This window comes from Oceanisphaera sp. (assembly GCF_052084945.1).
In the GTDB taxonomy this organism is placed as follows: Bacteria; Pseudomonadota; Gammaproteobacteria; order Enterobacterales; family Aeromonadaceae; genus Oceanimonas.
Window position 1 is genome coordinate 1 of the sequence record NZ_JBQDEX010000003.1, and the last position, 18511, is coordinate 18511.

At 46.0% G+C, this 18511-nt stretch carries 20 protein-coding genes and 1 pseudogene; 15 read left to right on the forward strand and 6 right to left on the reverse strand.

What is annotated here, in order from left to right:
• The first annotated feature begins 346 nt into the window (after positions 1-346).
• The 10 genes and pseudogenes from ACTHY5_RS00560 (at position 347) to hemB (ending at position 7457) form a co-directional block, all read left to right on the forward strand.
• Positions 347-547 carry a tautomerase family protein gene (locus tag ACTHY5_RS00560; RefSeq protein WP_441874908.1) on the forward strand — a complete coding sequence of 67 codons (201 nt, stop codon included), beginning with the start codon at positions 347-349 and terminating at the stop codon, positions 545-547.
• A gap of 153 nt (positions 548-700) precedes the next feature.
• The gene (gene crcB / locus ACTHY5_RS00565; protein WP_441874910.1) at positions 701-1087 is read left to right on the forward strand and encodes a fluoride efflux transporter CrcB; all 387 of its coding nucleotides are present in this window, start codon (positions 701-703) and stop codon (positions 1085-1087) included.
• 57 nt (positions 1088-1144) lie between these two features.
• Positions 1145-1900: a bifunctional demethylmenaquinone methyltransferase/2-methoxy-6-polyprenyl-1,4-benzoquinol methylase UbiE gene (gene ubiE / locus ACTHY5_RS00570; protein ID WP_441874912.1), complete on the forward strand. Its 756-nt coding sequence runs from the start codon at positions 1145-1147 to the stop codon at positions 1898-1900.
• A complete protein-coding gene (locus ACTHY5_RS00575) occupies positions 1900-2520 on the forward strand; it encodes a ubiquinone biosynthesis accessory factor UbiJ (RefSeq protein ID WP_441874914.1) in 621 nt (206 codons plus the stop codon). Before ubiE ends, ACTHY5_RS00575 begins: the two co-directional genes overlap by 1 nt.
• Positions 2517-4154: a ubiquinone biosynthesis regulatory protein kinase UbiB gene (gene ubiB, locus ACTHY5_RS00580; protein WP_441874916.1), complete on the forward strand. Its 1638-nt coding sequence runs from the start codon at positions 2517-2519 to the stop codon at positions 4152-4154. Before ACTHY5_RS00575 ends, ubiB begins: the two co-directional genes overlap by 4 nt.
• 77 nt (positions 4155-4231) lie before the next feature.
• The gene (gene tatE / locus ACTHY5_RS00585) at positions 4232-4498 is read left to right on the forward strand and encodes a twin-arginine translocase subunit TatE (protein WP_441874918.1); all 267 of its coding nucleotides are present in this window, start codon (positions 4232-4234) and stop codon (positions 4496-4498) included.
• Between the two features lie 2 nt (positions 4499-4500).
• Positions 4501-4797 (forward strand): annotated as a pseudogene (gene tatB, locus ACTHY5_RS00590) (Sec-independent protein translocase protein TatB); the annotation flags it as partial.
• Positions 4798-4860: 63 nt separating this feature from the next.
• Positions 4861-5613, forward strand: a complete 753-nt coding sequence (gene tatC / locus ACTHY5_RS00595; protein ID WP_441874920.1) for a twin-arginine translocase subunit TatC — start codon at positions 4861-4863, stop codon at positions 5611-5613.
• Positions 5610-6389, forward strand: a complete 780-nt coding sequence (gene tatD, locus ACTHY5_RS00600) for a 3'-5' ssDNA/RNA exonuclease TatD (RefSeq protein ID WP_441874922.1) — start codon at positions 5610-5612, stop codon at positions 6387-6389. Before tatC ends, tatD begins: the two co-directional genes overlap by 4 nt.
• A 30-nt stretch (positions 6390-6419) precedes the next feature.
• Positions 6420-7457, forward strand: a complete 1038-nt coding sequence (gene hemB / locus ACTHY5_RS00605; RefSeq protein WP_441874923.1) for a porphobilinogen synthase — start codon at positions 6420-6422, stop codon at positions 7455-7457.
• Positions 7458-7645: 188 nt separating this feature from the next.
• On the opposite strand, the gene gppA is transcribed toward hemB, so the two are convergent.
• The gene (gene gppA / locus ACTHY5_RS00610) at positions 7646-9142 is read right to left on the reverse strand and encodes a guanosine-5'-triphosphate,3'-diphosphate diphosphatase (RefSeq protein WP_441874925.1); all 1497 of its coding nucleotides are present in this window, start codon (positions 9140-9142) and stop codon (positions 7646-7648) included.
• Positions 9143-9159: 17 nt separating this feature from the next.
• Positions 9160-10434, reverse strand: a complete 1275-nt coding sequence (gene rhlB / locus ACTHY5_RS00615) for an ATP-dependent RNA helicase RhlB (protein WP_441874927.1) — start codon at positions 10432-10434, stop codon at positions 9160-9162.
• A gap of 114 nt (positions 10435-10548) precedes the next feature.
• Here rhlB and trxA point away from each other — a divergent pair, with 114 nt between their 5' ends.
• The 4 genes from trxA to fre all read left to right on the forward strand — a co-directional run bounded on the left by trxA (position 10549) and on the right by fre (position 14726).
• Positions 10549-10875, forward strand: a complete 327-nt coding sequence (trxA, locus tag ACTHY5_RS00620) for a thioredoxin TrxA (protein ID WP_441874929.1) — start codon at positions 10549-10551, stop codon at positions 10873-10875.
• Between the two features lie 188 nt (positions 10876-11063).
• Positions 11064-12329, forward strand: coding sequence for a transcription termination factor Rho (gene rho / locus ACTHY5_RS00625; RefSeq protein WP_441874931.1), 1266 nt, complete (start codon positions 11064-11066; stop codon positions 12327-12329).
• A 111-nt stretch (positions 12330-12440) separates the two neighbouring features.
• Complete coding sequence (ubiD, locus tag ACTHY5_RS00630) at positions 12441-13919, forward strand: 4-hydroxy-3-polyprenylbenzoate decarboxylase (RefSeq protein WP_441874933.1); 1479 nt, start codon at positions 12441-12443, stop codon at positions 13917-13919.
• A 108-nt stretch (positions 13920-14027) separates the two neighbouring features.
• The gene (gene fre / locus ACTHY5_RS00635) at positions 14028-14726 is read left to right on the forward strand and encodes an NAD(P)H-flavin reductase (RefSeq protein ID WP_441874935.1); all 699 of its coding nucleotides are present in this window, start codon (positions 14028-14030) and stop codon (positions 14724-14726) included.
• Positions 14727-14789: 63 nt separating this feature from the next.
• On the opposite strand, the gene ACTHY5_RS00640 is transcribed toward fre, so the two are convergent.
• From ACTHY5_RS00640 to ilvY, 3 genes are all read right to left on the reverse strand, one after another.
• A complete protein-coding gene (locus ACTHY5_RS00640) occupies positions 14790-14987 on the reverse strand; it encodes a hypothetical protein (RefSeq protein WP_441874937.1) in 198 nt (65 codons plus the stop codon).
• Positions 14977-15267: a ubiquinone biosynthesis accessory factor UbiK gene (ubiK, locus tag ACTHY5_RS00645; RefSeq protein WP_441874939.1), complete on the reverse strand. Its 291-nt coding sequence runs from the start codon at positions 15265-15267 to the stop codon at positions 14977-14979. Before ubiK ends, ACTHY5_RS00640 begins: the two co-directional genes overlap by 11 nt.
• Before the next feature lie 272 nt (positions 15268-15539).
• Positions 15540-16424 carry an HTH-type transcriptional activator IlvY gene (ilvY, locus tag ACTHY5_RS00650; RefSeq protein WP_441874941.1) on the reverse strand — a complete coding sequence of 295 codons (885 nt, stop codon included), beginning with the start codon at positions 16422-16424 and terminating at the stop codon, positions 15540-15542.
• A gap of 256 nt (positions 16425-16680) precedes the next feature.
• Between ilvY and ilvC the strand changes: the two genes are divergently transcribed.
• On the forward strand, positions 16681-18168 hold the full coding sequence (ilvC, locus tag ACTHY5_RS00655; RefSeq protein WP_441874943.1) for a ketol-acid reductoisomerase: 1488 nt from the start codon (positions 16681-16683) through the stop codon (positions 18166-18168).
• A 120-nt stretch (positions 18169-18288) separates the two neighbouring features.
• Here ilvC and ACTHY5_RS00660 read toward each other — a convergent pair.
• The coding region (locus ACTHY5_RS00660; RefSeq protein WP_441874945.1) for a hypothetical protein at positions 18289-18511 on the reverse strand (223 nt) is incomplete at its 5' end.

The window sequence follows — 18511 nt, forward strand, 5'->3', positions numbered from 1 at the left end:
CGATGATAGTGTGGCAGCTGCCATGTGAAAGTAGGTCACTGCCAGGCACCCAATTAGTAGGGTCGAATTTATTCGACCAAGATAAAGCCCGATACTCATGTATCGGGCTTTTTTTATTGTTTGTTGTATCAAACACACACCACCGCCACGGGTGGATCTCGTGCATGGGATGGCGCTGCGCGCCATTTCGCGGCTAAAGCGCGCGACTACCTTGGTGCACCATGCCGCTATTGACGCTGACCTTATATATTGCACTGCTTAGAGCGGTGCAATATTGTTTTAATTTGACTCAGCTCACAATTTTTACTGTAATGACTGCTCATTCTTATACTAAAGGGAAACCTGTATGCCGATTCTTAATATTGCGTTAATTGAAGGTCGTAGCAAAGAGCAAAAAGAAGCGTTAATTAAAGAAGTGACAGATGCTTGTGTAAAAGCATTAGATGTCAAACCTGAAACTGTACGTATTTTGTTGCAAGACATTGCTACCCAAGACTTTGGTGTAGCAGGTGAGTCGGTACAAGCTAAGCGTGAGCGCTTAGCCTAGAGCTTGTTATTAGCAGGGCGCAGTCCCTGCTAATTACCCCTCCTTCAAGATAGCCGTTGCTTCCTGCTTTGCCTTTGATGTCATTAGGCATTCTCCTTTGCTAAGCGTAAACTAAGCAAAATATTGATACGTATTTATTACTTGGTTTAACAGATGTATAACTTGTTAATTATTGCGCTAGGTGGTGCCCTAGGCGCCGTATTACGCTTTGCTATTACCGATGTCATGGCGCGAGCACTGGGCCGTACTTTTCCTTACGGCACACTGACTGTCAATATACTGGGCTCCTTGATTATGGGGGCTGCTTTTGTATTAGTGCAGCAGCAGGTATTAAATGCGACAAGCTGGCGACCCTTCCTCATGGTCGGCACACTAGGGGCATTGACCACCTTTTCATCTTTTTCACTCGATAGTTTACTACTCCTTGAGCAAGGTCAATGGCTTAAGGCGATGTTGAATGTGTGCCTCAATGTAGTTTGTTGTATCATGGTGACCTACTTAGGCATGCAGTTAACGTCCAGCATATTGGCGTCTCGTTAGTCTAGGCCGCATATTTGCAGTACACTCACTTACTTTGACTTTATAGGTGCCCCCAGCATGTCAGAACAAGATAAGTCGACTACTCACTTTGGTTATAAAACCATAGAAGCCAACGAGAAAGAGCAGATGGTTGCCGGCGTATTTCATTCAGTTGCAGCAAAATATGATCTGATGAATGATCTAATGTCATTTGGTGTCCATCGGCTATGGAAGCGCTTTACCATTGATTGCTCCGGTGTTCGTAAAGGCCAGAAAGTGCTGGACTTGGCCGGTGGAACTGGCGATTTAACCGCGAAGTTTTCACGTATTGTGGGCGAAACAGGACAGGTTGTCTTGGCCGATATTAATGACTCTATGCTGAAAGTCGGTCGTGATAAATTAAGAAATAAAGGCTTAGGCAGTAATATTTCTTATGTGCAAGCGAATGCAGAAGCCTTACCCTTTCCTGATAACCACTTTGATTTAATTACCATTGCTTTTGGCTTACGCAACGTGACCAATAAAGATAAGGCACTGGCTTCTATGCAGCGAGTACTTAAACCAGGCGGTCGCTTATTGGTACTAGAGTTCTCTAAGCCACAGCATGAAGTAATGAATAAACTCTACGATTTTTATTCATTTAATGTCTTGCCTAAAGTGGGCAGCCTAGTCGCTAAAGACAGTGACAGTTATCAGTATTTAGCTGAGTCGATTCGCATGCACCCTGATCAAGAAACGTTAAAAGGCATGATGGAAGAGGCAGGTTTAGAGAGTGTCGAGTATTTCAACCTCACCGATGGCGTGGTGGCACTGCACCGCGGATTTAAATTTTGATGAAAGCACTGTTACCCCCCTTAGTTAATGGCACCCTTGAGACGGTCTTTAATCGCTTTATTCACCAAGATGGTGAGCGATTAAAGCAAATGGCGCCTTTACAAGGCAAAGTATTACAGCTAACGGTGACCGATTTAATTAGTCTTTATTTAGTTTTTTCTGATGACAAGCTTTTGCTATTACAAGAGTATGAAGGGGTTGCGGATAGTCATCTGAGTTTGTCACTCAATGCACTGGGCTTGCTAAAAGATAAGAGCCTGTTGATGCAATATATCCGTGATGGGCGCATTGATCTGCAGGGTGACCCTACGCCTTGGCAAGACTTTTCTGCTTTATTGAAAGATCCTAGCGTAGATATTGAAGCTTGGCTGTCCTCTTATACTGGAGACATTGTTGCGCACCTATTGTGTCGTCATGGAGGCGAGTTAAAGACGGCATTCATGCACAGGACGATTAGTTTACGCAAGCAACTCGGTGATTATGCAGTCGAAGAGGTACGCCTTGCAGTAGGGGCGTTAGAGCTTGCTGATTTTAATGATGATGTATCTGAGCTACATAATAAGGCGTCGCAGCTGGAAGTTCGCTTAGCGACACTAATAGATAAGGTTAGGCATTCATGAAGAAGTTGCGTGAGTTAGTTCGACTCTATCAGATTGGAAAAACTTTGTTCGACTATGGATTGGACGAACTCATTCCGGCTCGATTACAGATATGGCCGGCGCGCATTGCCAGAAAAAGCCTGTTTTGGCTGAAAAATCGCCACCCTAATTTATCCCGCGGTGAGCGAATTCGCTTAGCTTGTGAAGCGTTAGGGCCGGTATTTATTAAGTTTGGACAGATGCTCTCTACGCGCCGCGACTTATTACCTCCCGATATTGCTGAAGAACTGGCAATGTTACAAGATAGGGTGCCGCCTTTTGATGGTCGCTTAGCGCGAGAGCAAATAGAAGCCAGCTTAGGCGCACCTATTCATGAGCTATTTGATAACTTTGACGAAAAGCCACTCGCCTCGGCTTCTATCGCCCAAGTGCATACAGCACGTTTGCACACAGGTGAAGAAGTGGTAATAAAGGTTATTAGGCCTAGTATTTATAAAGTTATAGATGCTGATGTGAGTTTAATGGGATCGGTAGCCGGCTTGGTGGCGCGATTAGTACCAGAGCGCAGTAGCCGTTTTCGTCCGGTAGAAGTGGTTGAAGAGTACCGTAAAACACTGTTTGATGAGCTGAATTTATTACGCGAGGCTGCTAATGCTATTCAGCTACGCCGTAACTTTGAAGGTTCGGCTACCTTGTATGTGCCAGAGATATACTCCAGCTATTGCCAAGAAGACGTACTCGTTATGGAGCGTATCTATGGTATACCGGTGTCGGATATTGCTGCATTAGAGGCGAATGGCACCAACATGAAACTGTTAGCTGAGCGCGGAGTAGAAGTCTTTTTCACTCAAGTATTTCGCGACAGCTTTTTTCATGCTGACATGCATCCGGGGAATATTTTTGTTTCGTATGAACACCCAGAAGATCCGCAGTGGATTGGCATAGATTGCGGGATTGTGGGGACTCTAAATAAAGATGATAAGCGCTATTTGGCTGAAAACTTTTTGGCTTTCTTTAATCGTGATTATCGTAAGGTTGCCGAGCTGCATGTGGAGTCTGGCTGGGTTCCTGCTGATACTAAGATAGAAGAATTTGAGTCGGCAATTCGTACCGTATTAGAGCCGATATTCGAAAAGCCACTGTCCGAAATTTCTTTTGGCCATGTATTACTCAACCTATTTAGCACCGCACGCCGCTTTAATATGGCGGTACAGCCACAACTGGTGTTATTACAAAAAACCTTGCTCTATGTAGAAGGCGTAGGTCGCCAGCTTTATCCGCAGTTAGATTTGTGGCAAACAGCCAAGCCGTTTTTAGAAGAATGGATGCAACACCAAGTTGGATACAAAGCCGTAGTCAATGCGGTAAAAGAAAAAGCGCCATATTGGGCAGAAAAATTACCTGAGTTACCTGAGTTAGTTTATGACGCTTTGCGCCAAGCTAAGATGCAGCAGAGCCAAGTACAGGGGTTGTATCAAGCCTTTGCGCTGCAGAATAAGCGTCAAGGTAAAGGTCGTTTTTTATTGGCTATTGGCGCGTCATTGTTGTTAGCCAGTACGCTATTACTGGGTATGGATAAAACCGAGTTAGCCATGTCTGGTTTGGTTATCACTTTGGTTGTATGGTTGCTAGGTTGGAAAAAAATTGCATATTAATTTGATCTAACATCAAGGTAGTATCATTAAGCTAAGATATTATACCGTTTTATATTATTGCAGAGGAAGAAACGATCATGGGTGGAATCAGTGTTTGGCAGCTACTTATTGTAGTATTAATTGTTGTACTCTTGTTTGGCACTAAAAAGCTCCGCGGCCTTGGCGGCGACTTAGGATCGGCAGTAAAAGGCTTTAAAAAAGCCATGAGCGATGATGATAAAGATGGCGAAAAAGAGCAGCAAGATGCTGACTTTCAACAAGAATCTTTATCTGAAAATAAAACAGAATCAGAGACAATTAAACCTGAAAGTCAGGAAAAAACCAAAGATAATGATCGAGTGTAGCCATGTTTGATATCGGTTTCTGGGAGCTTGTGGTGATCGCTGTGATTGGACTATTGGTCTTAGGGCCAGAGCGCCTACCAGTCGCGATCAGAACCGTCTCTCGATTTTTTAAAACGGTAAAAAGTACAGCCAATGCGGTGAAAACTGAGCTTGCTCAGGAATTGCGGCTAGATGAATTGCATCAAGACTTAAAAAAAGCCGAGCAGCTTGATATGAAAAAGTTGAGCCCCGAGTTACAAGAGTCTATGGATCAGCTAAAAGACGCCGCTGACTCTGTGACCCGCCCTTATGAAAAAAAGGCGGCCAACACAGAAGCAAACAAGCAAACATCTTCACCTACCGGTCCGCAGGATAAGTCTTAAATGAACAAACCACATCAGCCGCTAATCAGTCATTTAGTGGAGCTGCGCAGTCGTTTATTGCGCGCATTTGCGGCTATTTTGCTGGTATTTTTGGCGTTAGTATACTTTGCTAATGACATTTACAGCATACTAGCCGAGCCTTTGCTACGTCAGTTGCCAGAAGGGACCAGCATGATTGCAACGGGGGTGGCAACCCCGTTTTTAACGCCCATGAAACTGACGTTAATTGTATCGCTTTTTTTAGCGATTCCTTATGTCTTATATCAAGTGTGGGCATTTATTGCTCCCGGTTTATATAAACACGAAAAGAAGCTAATTTCGCCACTGGTTTTTTCTAGTGCACTCCTATTTTATGCAGGAGCGGCGTTTGCGTATTTTGTGGTATTCCCATTGGCTTTTGCTTTTTTTACCAAGATGGCGCCAGAAGGTGTCACTATTGCCACTGACATTGCCAGCTACCTCGATTTTGTATTGGGCTTGTTTGTTGCCTTCGGTATTGCCTTTGAAATTCCTATTGCCACCATTTTATTATGCTGGACGGGGGTTACTACCCCTAAAGATTTAGCCAGTAAACGCGCTTACGTTATTGTGGTGGTGTTTGTGGTGGGGATGTTGTTAACGCCGCCGGATATTATTTCTCAAACATTATTGGCTATTCCCATGTGGCTACTGTTTGAAGTCGGAGTGTTTTTTGCCCGTTTTTATACTCGCACAGCAGACGATGATGACGAAGCAGAGCAGGATCTTTCATGATTGATATTGGCGTTAATCTTACTAATAGTCAGTTTGACCATGATCGAGATCAAGCGATAGTGCGAGCAAAGACTGCTGGCGTAACAGGCTTAATTTTAACCGGCACCAATTTGGCTGAAAGCCAAGCGGTGGCGGATTATGCCAGCACTGAGCCCGACTTTTGCTATGCCACAGCCGGTATACACCCTCATGATGCCACTACCTTTACTGAGCAGGCCTTAACAGAGTTACGAGAGCTTGCTTTGCGTCCAGAGGTGGTGGCCATTGGTGAGTGCGGACTTGATTTCAACCGCGATTTTTCGCCGCGCCCTCAACAAGAGGCCGCTTTTGAAGCGCAACTTGCACTAGCGGCTGAACTACAATTGCCGGTATTTATGCATTGCCGTGATGCCCATCAACGCTTTATGGACATTCTTATACCGTGGCGCTCTAAAGTACCGGCCGCGGTATTACATTGCTTTACGGGTAGTGAAGCTGAGCTACAAGACTGCTTAGCGCTTGATTTACATATTGGCATTACCGGCTGGATTTGCGACGAGCGCCGCGGACAAACGTTGCAGAAACTGGTCTCGCTGATCCCTGCAAATCGTTTAATGATAGAAACAGACAGTCCGTATCTGCTCCCTCGTGATCTCATCACTAAGCCCAAAAGCCGCCGTAATGAGCCTGCTTATTTACCGCACATTGCACAGCGTATTGCCGCCTGTCGGGGCGATAATCCCGATCAACTAATTGCTGAAACAACCGCGACCAGTCGCGCTTTTTTTTGTATTTAGCAACGATTTAGAACTCAATTTGGAGTAGCTATGACTCAACAAATATTTGGTGGTTTTCATTCACGCCGTCTACGTCGTACTCGTAAACACGACTTTAGCCGCCGTCTGGTACGCGAACACAAGCTCACTGTGGATGACCTTATTTATCCGGTGTTTGTATTACCTGGGGTGGGGCGCCGTCAGGCTGTTGAGTCTATGCCTGGAGTCGAACGTTTATCCATTGATTTACTACTGGAAGAGGCCGCTGAGCTGGTAAAGCTTGGGGTACCGTTAATAGCTTTATTCCCAGTGGTTGATGCTAGCCAAAAAACCTTAATGGCAGAAGAGGCTTATAACTCTGAAGGGTTAGCACAAGAAGCGGTGCGCGCCCTCAAGGAAAACTTTCCTGAGCTAGGAGTCATGACTGATGTGGCCCTAGATCCTTTTACAGTGCACGGCCAAGACGGTATTTTAGATGACGATGGTTATGTGCTGAATGACATTACCACTGAAGTATTAGTGAAACAGGCGCTAAGCCATGCCCAAGCAGGCGCCGACATAGTGGCACCGTCAGATATGATGGATGGCCGTATCGGTGCGATTCGTGAAGCGCTTGAAGAGGCGGGCTTTATTAATACGCAAATTATGGCTTATTCTGCCAAGTATGCTTCTAACTATTATGGTCCTTTCCGTGATGCGGTTGGCTCTGCGGCCAACTTGAAAGGCGCGAATAAAGCCACTTATCAAATGGACTCGGCCAACAGTGATGAAGCCCTGCAAGAGGTGGCCTTTGATATTGAAGAGGGTGCTGATAGCGTGATGGTTAAGCCGGGTATGCCGTATTTAGATGTGGTGCGCCGAGTAAAAGATCAGTTTGGGGTGCCTACCTTTGCTTATCAGGTTAGTGGCGAGTACGCCATGCACATGGCGGCCTTTCAAAATGGCTGGTTAAAAGAGCGTGAGACGGTAATGGAGTCGTTGCTGTGCTTTAAGCGTGCTGGCGCCGATGGCATTTTGACTTACTTCGCCAAACGAGTAGCCATTTGGCTGAAAGAAGAACAACTGGCTAAATACGGCGATCAGAAGTAATAATCTGCGGTTATTAGCAATAAAGAAGGCGCCGAGAGGCGCCTTTTTCAACATAAAACTCTTTTGCCACGGAATACACGGAAGAACACGGACAATATACGGGATTATACTTTTTATTTTTTACTTCTGTGGTTTTCTGTGTATTCCGTGGCGAGAAAGTCTTTAAGTTCTGATTGTTATCTTACCCTTCACCCTTCACGCTCTTCAATCACTAACGGCCAGCCGAGCTCGGTTTGGCGTTGGGCTTCTTGTTGTAACTCACAGGCGCGCAAGTGATGAGCCTGGCACCAATGGCGGGGAAGTGTCAGCGTCAGTTGCTTGTCTTGCGCGGTGAGCTGAAAGTTAGGTACTGTACCTCGGGTCCGGCGTAGACATAGAATAATGGCTAAGCGTAATAATCGTGCTAATAAAATAGCCTGCTCGCAGGCAATAGCACTTTGTGTGGTAAGTGACTCAAGTTGAAAGCCGTCTCGCTGATTCAACAACAAGGCTCCCAATAACTGTTGTTGTGGGCTAGTAAAGCCTGGTAAGTCGATATGGTGAATAATGTAGGCGGCATGTTCAGGCGCCTTTTTATATTCGATACACAGCCCTAACTCATACAATACAGCAGACCAAGTCAACATTGGCTTTGCGCTGGTATCTAAAGCGTAACTATCAGCCACTTGGTCTAAGGCGTTAAGTGCGGTGTTGCGCACTCGCTCAGCTTGCTCTCTATCTAATTGATAGCGTTCAATGAGGCTGTTTGCTGTGCGCTCGCGGGCATCACATTCTTGGTGCTCACCTAATAGCATGCCATACATGAGCCCCTCACGTAGGGCGCCACCAGCCAGCACCATATCGTCGATGGCGAGCAAATCAAATAACGCAATTAAAATCGCTAACCCTGATGGAAATACCTGGCTGCGCTCGGCAGTTAATCCTGGCAGAGTAAGGTGGTTGATATGCTTGCAAGCAATGGCTTCTTGTTTAAGTTGTTGCAGTTTGTTGAGGGTGATTTGTTCATCTTTCCCTTGGCTTATCATGATCTCTTGAATGGCTTGTATGGTGCCAGAGGCGCCAATACAAGTTTGCCAGCCTAACGCGAGGTAAGCTGAGGCCACGGGCATTAATATCTGGCGTGCTGCGACTATGGCGCGTTCAAAGTTAACCTCGTTAAGTAAATTATCGGCAAAGTAGTGCGATAGCCAAGTAACACAGCCCATGTTCAGGCTATTTAATAGTTGAGCAGAAACACCGTTGCCCACTACTAACTCAGTACTGGCTCCACCAATATCGATCACTAGCCGCTGGCCAGTGCCAGATGAAGTCCAAGCTACTCCTTCATAAATAAGGGCTGCCTCTTGCTCTCCAGTAATAATGCGCACTGGGTGACCTAGAATAGTCTCGGCTTTAGCTAAAAACACATCAATATTGCGGGCAAGGCGTAAGGTGGCTGTGCCCACAATGCGAATATGGTTAGCAGGAACATCTTGCAGTTGTTCCGCGAACAGTTGTAGGCAATCCCAAGCGCGTTGCAATGAGGCATCATCTAGGTTGCCGTCAGCTTGTAAACCGGCGGCTAACCGCACTTTACGCTTTACTTTAGCCAAGGTGCGGCAGGCTCCCGCCACCTCGTCTACCACCAGCATATGAAAGCTGTTTGAGCCCAAATCGATAGCAGCATAGAGGGCGGCATTATTCATGTGTTGCTCCGTTAACTTTATGAACGCCGACGGTAGGCTGTTCCTGAACGACTCTGCCCGCCGGGTTTACGGTGGCTGTGCGCTCTGTGATGATGAATACGTTGTGGCGGCGTGACATCGTCTAATAAGCTATTACGGTCGTAATTACTCACCGCAATCGAGTGCTCAATATAGGCTTCTATTGCTGGTAGGTTAAACACGTATTGCTCACAGGCAAAACTAATGGAGCAGCCGCTCGAACCCGCCCTACCAGTACGGCCAATGCGGTGTACATAGTCTTCGGCATCATCAGGTAAGTCGTAGTTAAATACGTGGCTGACATCAGGAATATGCAAGCCGCGGGCTGCCACATCGGTGGCCACTAAAATATCCAGCGTTCCTTGGGTAAAATCATCTAAAATGGCGCTGCGTTTACGTTGGGGAACATCACCGGTTAACAGACCCACACGATGGCCGTCTGCTGCAAGCCAAGCATGTACTTTTTCGCAGCTATGTTTGGTGTTAGCAAACACAATGGCTTTGTCTGGCCACTCATTTTCCATCAAGGTGAGCAGTAGCAAGAGTTTGTCTTCTTGGGCGGGATAGAACAGCTCTTCTTTGATACTAACGCCAGTTTTTTGCTCAGGCTCAACCTCAACGTGCTCTGGGCTATTCATATGCTCATAAGCTAGCTCTTGCACTCGCAGTGATAACGTGGCAGAAAATAGCATATTAATGCGTTGAGGAGCCGGCGGCATGCGGCGAAATAAGAAGCGAATATCCTTAATAAAGCCTAAATCAAACATGCGATCGGCTTCATCTAACACCACTACTTGAATGGCGCCCATGTCGATGACTTGTTTCTTTAAGAAGTCGATAATGCGGCCTGTAGTGCCGATTAAAATATCGACGCCGGCGTCTAATACGGCAGTTTGTTCTTCGTAACCTTCACCGCCATAAGCTAAGCCTAACTTTAGGCCCGTGCTGGCACTGATGGTGTCTGCATCCTTATAAATTTGTACTGCCAGTTCGCGGGTGGGGGCCATAATAATGGCTCTGGGTTGGTTTCGTTTTCGGTGTTCAGGGGCCGGAGTGGTTAATAGGTAATTAAAAGTGGCAGCTAAAAAAGCAATGGTTTTGCCGGTACCCGTTTGGGCTTGTCCTGCGATATCTTTGCCAGCAATTAAATGGGGTAACGACAACGCTTGTATCGGCGTGCAGTTATGAAAGTTTTTTGCGTTCAAACCGGCAACAACTTGAGGTTGTAAACCCAGTTCGGCAAATTTTGTATTAGTTAGGTGTGTTTTGCTCATAACGTTCAGAATATCAGGTTAGGCTTGCAATAATAAACAGGATCATTTGAAATAGGGCAACTAAATTACCTCAACGTGCGTGTTGAGACAGAAAACAACGGATTGGAGTTGGAGATGAGTGATAAAATTATTCAGCTGACCGATGCCAGCTTCGAAGCTGACGTGGTTAAAGCAAGCGCCCCTGTATTGGTTGATTTTTGGGCTGAGTGGTGTGGTCCTTGTAAAATGATCGCGCCTATTCTGGCTGAAGTTGCTGATGAATACGCAGGCAAAGTGACTGTGGGCAAGCTGAACATTGATGAAAATGCTGAAACACCGCCTAAGTTTGGTATTCGTGGCATTCCTACTTTGTTACTGTTTAAAAACGGTGAAGTAGCGGCAACTAAAGTAGGTGCCTTGTCTAAGAGTCAGTTAAAAGAGTTTTTAGACGCTAACTTGTAATGTTAAAAAGAGGTGCGCAACGCACCTCTTTTTGTTTTTGCTAGACGCCATGAGATTTTGGTGCTAGTTTATTGATCGTTTGCTAACCTACATTTGTGCCAATTTAGTGGCCCTGCAATTTTAAGTCTCAACTCCAGCAGACTTTTTCCTCCTATTTTACATATCCTGGTTGATAGAAACCCACCACTATGAATCTTACTGAACTTAAGAATACCCCTGTTTCTGAGCTGGTTAAGCTTGGAGAAAAAATGGGCTTGGAAAACCTCGCTCGTTTACGTAAACAAGACATTATTTTCGCTATCCTTAAGGCTCATGCTAAAGGTGGTGCGGATATTTTCGGCAACGGTGTGCTGGAGATATTACAAGATGGCTTTGGCTTCTTACGTAGCGCCGACTCTTCGTACTTAGCGGGGCCTGATGATATTTACGTCTCGCCGAGTCAAATTCGACGCTTTAACTTGCGCACTGGCGACACCTTAGCGGGCAAAATTCGTCCCCCTAAAGACGGTGAACGTTATTTTGCCCTGTTAAAAATTAACGAAGTTAACTACGATCGCCCCGAAAACGCCCGCAGTAAAATTCTGTTTGAAAACCTCACCCCCTTACATGCTGATGAACGCATGAAAATGGAACGTGGCAATGGTTCAACAGAAGATATTACTGCACGGGTATTGGATTTAGCCTCACCAATTGGTAAAGGCCAGCGTGGCTTAATTGTGGCACCGCCAAAAGCCGGTAAAACTATGCTGCTGCAAAATATTGCCCAAAGCATTGCCTACAATCACCCAGAATGTGTGTTGATTGTACTACTGATTGATGAGCGCCCTGAAGAAGTTACCGAAATGCAGCGCATGGTAAAAGGCGAAGTGATTGCTTCTACCTTTGATGAGCCAGCACAGCGTCACGTACAAGTGGCCGACATGGTGATAGAAAAAGCCAAACGCTTAGTTGAGCATAAAAAAGACGTGATCATTTTACTTGATTCTATTACCCGTTTAGCACGAGCTTACAACACAGTCGTGCCATCGTCTGGCAAAGTGTTAACCGGTGGTGTGGATGCTAACGCCCTGCACCGACCTAAGCGTTTCTTTGGTGCTGCCCGTAATGTAGAAGAGGGTGGTAGCTTAACTATTATTGCCACAGCTCTGGTAGAAACTGGCTCTAAGATGGATGATGTTATCTATGAAGAGTTTAAGGGTACCGGTAATATGGAACTGCACCTCTCGCGTAAAATTGCCGAGAAGCGTATTTACCCTGCTATCGACATTACGCGCTCAGGCACTCGTCGTGAAGAGTTATTGACCACGGCAGATGAGCTGCAAAAAATGTGGATCTTACGGAAAATTGTTCACCCTATGGGTGAGAGTGACAGCATAGAGTTTTTGATCGATAAATTGGCAATGACTAAAACCAATGATGAATTCTTTGATGCCATGAAACGTCAACAAAAGTAAGACCCTTATTTATAAAACCGCGGCGTGCCCGCGGTTTTTTTATTGGTCAATACAAGCTAAGACTAAACGGGGTATACTCTATATATTAGTCGTTGCTCTTGGAATAAACCTATGAAATATAAGGACTTGCGTGATTTTATTGCGCAACTTGAAGCTCAGGGCGAACTCAAGCGTATTCAGCATGAAATTGACCCCTATCTAGAAATGACCGAAATTTGTGACCGCACCCTAAAAGCGGGTGGTCCGGCACTGTTATTTGAAAATCCCAAGGGGTTTGATATGCCAGTGTTAGGAAACTTGTTTGGCACTCCTAAGCGCGTAGCCATGGGTATGGGCCAACAAGACGTGGGCTCGTTACGTGAAGTAGGACGCTGGTTATCCTATTTAAAAGAGCCAGAGCCGCCAAAAGGCTTAAAAGAGCTGATGGAAAAACTCCCCATTTTTAAGCAAGTGCTAAATATGCCTACCAAACGGCTAAAAAAAGCACCTTGTCAGGAAGTGGTATTAGCAGGCGATCAGGTTGATCTTACCCAATTGCCCATTCAACATTGTTGGCCAGGTGACGCTGCCCCGTTAATTACTTGGGGCTTGACCATTACCCGAGGGCCGCATAAAAAGCGACAAAACCTAGGTATTTATCGCCAACAGTTATTGGGTAAAAATAAAGTCATTATGCGCTGGCTGAGCCACAGAGGGGGGGCTCTCGATTTTCGTGAGTGGCAGCAAGCAAACCCCGGTAAACCTTATCCAGTCGCCGTGGCCTTAGGGGCCGATCCTGCTACCATATTAGGTGCGGTTACACCGGTGCCAGACACCTTATCGGAGTATGCTTTTGCGGGGTTATTGCGAGGCAGTCGCACTGAAGTGGTGCAATGCATTGGCAGCGATTTAGAAGTGCCCGCTAGCGCCGAAATTGTATTAGAGGGCTATATATACCCTGATGATATGGCACCTGAAGGTCCTTATGGTGATCATACTGGCTATTACAACGAGATTGATGAGTTTCCGGTTTTCACCGTTGAGCGTATTACTCGCCGCCAAGATGCAATTTATCATTCAACTTATACCGGGCGACCACCAGATGAACCGGCAATTTTAGGGGTGGCTCTTAATGAAGTCTTTGTCCCTATTTTGCAAAAGCAGTTTCCGGAAATTGTCGATTTTTACTTGCCGCCCGAAGGGTGTTCCTATCGGATGGCTGTTGTGACCATTAAGAAGCAGTATCCAGGTCATGCCAAACGGGTCATGCTGGGAGTGTGGTCATATTTACGTCAGTTTATGTACACCAAGTTTGTGATTGTGTGTGACGACGACATTAATGCTCGCGATTGGAATGATGTGATTTGGGCTATTACTACCCGTATGGACCCGGCCCGCGACACCACTTTAATCGAGCATACCCCTATTGATTATTTAGACTTTGCGTCACCGGTGTCGGGTCTGGGTTCTAAAATGGGCATGGACGCGACGAATAAGTGGCCAGGTGAGACTGACAGAGAGTGGGGCACACCCATAGTGATGCCTGATGAGGTGATCGCTAAAGTCGATGATTTATGGGAGCAACTTGGTATTTTATCCCCCCCAGAATAAGAAGTCATTCCCGCGTTAGGGGAGTTAACTCTAACTTGAATACAGGTTAGGCTAATAGAACAGCAAATTTTATATGAGCACTCAACAGAATAAACTCAAAGGATAGTCATGCAGAACGTAACATGTAGTGTGCAAGCCCTCGAAGAAATGGCCGATACCTTGTGGTATGTACGATTAAAGCCAGAAGTACCGGTGGACTTTCTACCAGGACAATATTTATTGGTCGTAATGGCAGACGACGACAAGCGCCCCTTTTCTATTGCCAACACCATGAATGATGAAGGTATTGTTGAGTTGCACATAGGGGCAACGCCCGATAATACCTATGCCATGCAGGTATTAAAGCGTATGCAGGATCTTGGAGAAATTGAAGTACAGCTGCCCGCCGGTAAAGCACACTTACGTGAAGATGCTCATCGCCCGGTTATTTTAATGGCAGGTGGCACCGGCTTTGCTTATACCCGCTCTATTTTAAAGCAGCTGATTGCCGATGACTTAAAGCAACCAATATTTCTATATTGGGGGGTGCGCCATGCCGAGCATTTATATGCTGATCAAGAAATGAAAGCTTGGGCTGAGCAGCATGCAGCGCTGACCTATATTCCTGTGGTACAGAGCGGCGGTGACGACTGGCAAGGGCGTACTGGCTTAGTGCATGAGGCCATTATGGAAGATTTTGTGAGCTTGTCTGATTATGACGTTTACATTGCTGGCCGGTTTGAAATGGCGGGCGTGGCTCGTGAAGCCTTTAAAGAGCAGGGCATAGTGCAAGAGCAGTTATTTGGTGATGCGTACGAGTTTATTTAATTCAGTCTAGACCGCACGATAAGCAGTAGCACAATAAAAATAGGGAAGCTTGCTTCCCTATTTTTATATCTGCTCTTCACCAGAAGGCGGTAGTTGAGTGAGCGAGGTTACATCGAGAGCCGCAATGGCATCCATCGCCAGCTCAAAACGTCCTTGCTGACATAAGCCTAATAAACCGCCTTCTTCATAGGCGGCAAGTGCTGTTTGCAAACATGCCTGTTGCACTTGCTTGGCTAATACCCAAGATGAATTACTGATCATAATCCCGTGGCTGTTCTAATTTAGCGTGAGTGTCGCCATTAAGCTGTTGCTCTAGTTTTGCCAAGGTGGCTTCCATCTCATTGAGTTTTTCACGGGTGCGCAGTAATACTTTGGTTTGCACATCAAACTCTTCTCGCGTCACCATATCTAGCTTGCCCAATTGCGCCTGTAATACGGTGCGAATGCGCTTTTCTGCCTCTTCACCCATATTTTTAATACCGTTAGGTAGGCTGTTTTGGATCTGTTTTGTAATGTCTTCTAATTTTTTAGGGTCTAACATGATTGTCTCCTTAGGCTATAGTGGCATTCTAGCCTTAAATGACCCATGGCGTCAGCCTTTCAGGTACAAGCCGTAAGCGATCAGCAAAAGACTAAAGATTTCTTCGCCACGGAATACACGGAATCCACAGAAAAATTAAGATGGGATCAAAAGCGAAAATCCTTTGGGCTAGAATTAATAACATAAATTTGTTTTTTGCGATATTTGCCTCTTCCGTGTCTTTCTGTGTATTCCGTGGCAAAAATGGTTTCAGCTTTTTATGATGGCTTTGTCTAAACCGGTTCTAATGCGGTTTGTTGGAAGGCTTGAATAAGCGGGTCGTCTAAGCGCTTTTTCAATAAACATACCCCTACCTCAATTGATTTCAGGGCGGGCGTGGGGGATAACACCCGCACTTTATCGCCCATTGGGCTGTGATCAATTACAGCTTTAGGCACTACACCAATACCAAAGCCGAGTGCGACCATGCCGATAATGGCTTCGTTACCGGCCACCTCGGCATAAATGTTGGGGCTAATGCTCCTGCCTTTAAACCACTGATTAGCACGTTTTCTCGCCACTCCTTGCTCCGATAAAATGACCGGTAAAGTACGCCAATCCAGTGGGCGTTGCTCTAAGAGCTCGCTAACTGGACCGGCAATTGTCGGAGCAATAAACACCATGGGCACGGTTTGTAAATTAATAAAGTGTACCTTAGCAGGCAGAGCATCGGGGCGGGCGGCAATGGCCAGTTCACTTTCATCACTTAATATTTTTTCGATAGCTAACGCCGGATCGCCGGTTTCTAAGCGAATTTCTAGTCTGGGATAACGACTGCGAAAACGCTCTAAAATGCCTGGCAGTAAAAAGTAGCTGGCGGTTACAGAGCAATAGACACGCAATCGACCTTGCAAGTTATTATCGCCGTGCTTGAGCTCTTGCTTAAGGTGTTGCCAGTCACTTAACCAACTTTGTGCAAATAACTGCAAGCGCGCTCCCGCCGGTGTGAGTACCACAGTGCGGTTATCACGCACCAATAGCTCGCAGCCGGTATCTTGCTCTAGGCGTTGAATGGCGCGACTTAAGGTAGAGGGACTCACCGCCATGGCATCGGCAGTATGACCAAAGTGTAAGCTTTGGCTTAGGTGTACAAATAGTTCCAGATGACGAAAGTCCACGACAGCTCCTTAACATATAGCACCAAGCGCTAAGCGCCCAGCCCAAAGAAAACCAAAGCGGTGTCTTATTTTAGCTAGGTGCTGGGCACCAGACGCTTGGCGCAGCTCTTATCGTTGCATAAATTGCAACACTCTATTTCGAATATATCATTTTAAGCAATGACACGCTTGAGGTATAGTAACTGGGTCGTCATCGCAAGCCACAGGCTAAGCGGTGCAGGAATTGAAATTAAATGGATTAATAGGAAGATCATTCATGGCTAACAATTACTTTAATACCCTGACTTTGCGCGAGCAGCTAGACCAGCTGGGCAAGTGTCGTTTTATGAACCGCAACGAGTTTACCGATGGCTGTAATTACCTAAAAGGTAAAAAAGTGGTTATTGTCGGTTGTGGCGCACAGGGTTTAAACCAAGGTTTGAACATGCGTGATTCAGGCCTAGATGTTGCTTATGCATTGCGTGACGAAGCCATTGCTGAGCAACGTGCGTCATTCAAGCAAGCCACTGAAAATGGCTTTAAAGTAGGTACTTACAAAGAGTTGATCCCAACGGCCGACTTAGTAATGAACCTAACCCCAGATAAACAGCACACCTCAGCCGTTAACGCTGTTATGCCGTTAATGAAAGAAGGCGCGGCTTTAGGTTACTCTCATGGCTTCAACATTGTTGAAGAAGGCATGGAAATTCGTAAAGACATTACCGTAGTGATGGTTGCGCCTAAGTGCCCAGGTACTGAAGTACGTGAAGAATATAAGCGTGGCTTTGGTGTTCCTACCCTGATTGCCGTACACCCAGTAAACGATGCCAAAGGCGAAGGCTTAGCCATTGCTAAAGCATGGGCATCTGCAACCGGCGGCGACCGTGCTGGCGTGTTAGAGTCTTCTTTTGTTGCTGAAGTTAAGTCTGACTTAATGGGCGAGCAAACTATTCTGTGTGGCATGCTGCAAGCGGGTGCGATTTTAGCTCACGACAAAATGCTGGCCGACGGCATCGACGCCGGTTATGCAGGCAAGCTAATCCAGTTTGGTTGGGAAACCATCACAGAAGCATTGAAGCAAGGCGGCATCACTAACATGATGGACCGTTTGTCTAACCCTGCAAAAATTAAAGCGTTTGATCTGTCTGAAGAGTTGAAAGAGCTGATGCGTCCTCTGTTCAACAAACACATGGATGACATCATTCAGGGTAACTTCTCAGCCGGTATGATGGCTGACTGGGCAAACGATGATAAAGACCTACTAACGTGGCGTGAAGAAACGGCCGATACTAGCTTCGAGCAGTATCCAGCCACTGATGTTGCCATCGACGAGCAAGAGTACTTTGACCACGGCATTTTATTGGTTGCCATGGTTAAAGCCGGTGTTGAGCTAGCGTTTGAAGCCATGACGGCATCTGGCATCATAGACGAGTCTGCCTACTACGAGTCTTTGCACGAGCTGCCACTGATTGCCAATACAGTTGCCCGTAAACGTCTGTACGAAATGAACGTGGTTATTTCTGACACGGCAGAATACGGTAACTACCTGTTCGCTAACGCTGCTGTGCCATTGCTGCGCGAGAAGTTTATGCCAAGCGTTAGCACTAACGTGATTGGTAAAGGCTTTGAAGTTGACACTAACTCAGTAGACAACCGTCGTCTGATTGAAGTGAACGAGGCTATTCGTAACCACCCTGTTGAGATCATCGGTAAGACCTTGCGTTCTTACATGACCGACATGCAAAACATTGCAGTAGGTGGCTAATCACAGCTTTAACTAGCGTGAAATAAAAAGGGAGCTTCGGCTCCCTTTTTGCTTTTAAAATGTGAAGGGTAAGGCGTGAAGAGTGAAGGGGACCAGCGAAACATAGAGCGGTGTCTGTTTCTATGACGTCTTTCTGATGCACATCAGGATCTTGCTTAGGGCTTTAAAGACTAGGGCTATTTCTGCAACGGAATCCACTGAACCCACAGAAAAATAGAGATCAGATCTGAAAGTACCAAAGCTATCTAAATGGTAAGAGCCAAACACCAAACCATCAACAGGCGAGCTCTTACCATTAAAGGCTCTTATTCCCTTGTCGCCCGTGAACTGCGTCCGTGCGTTC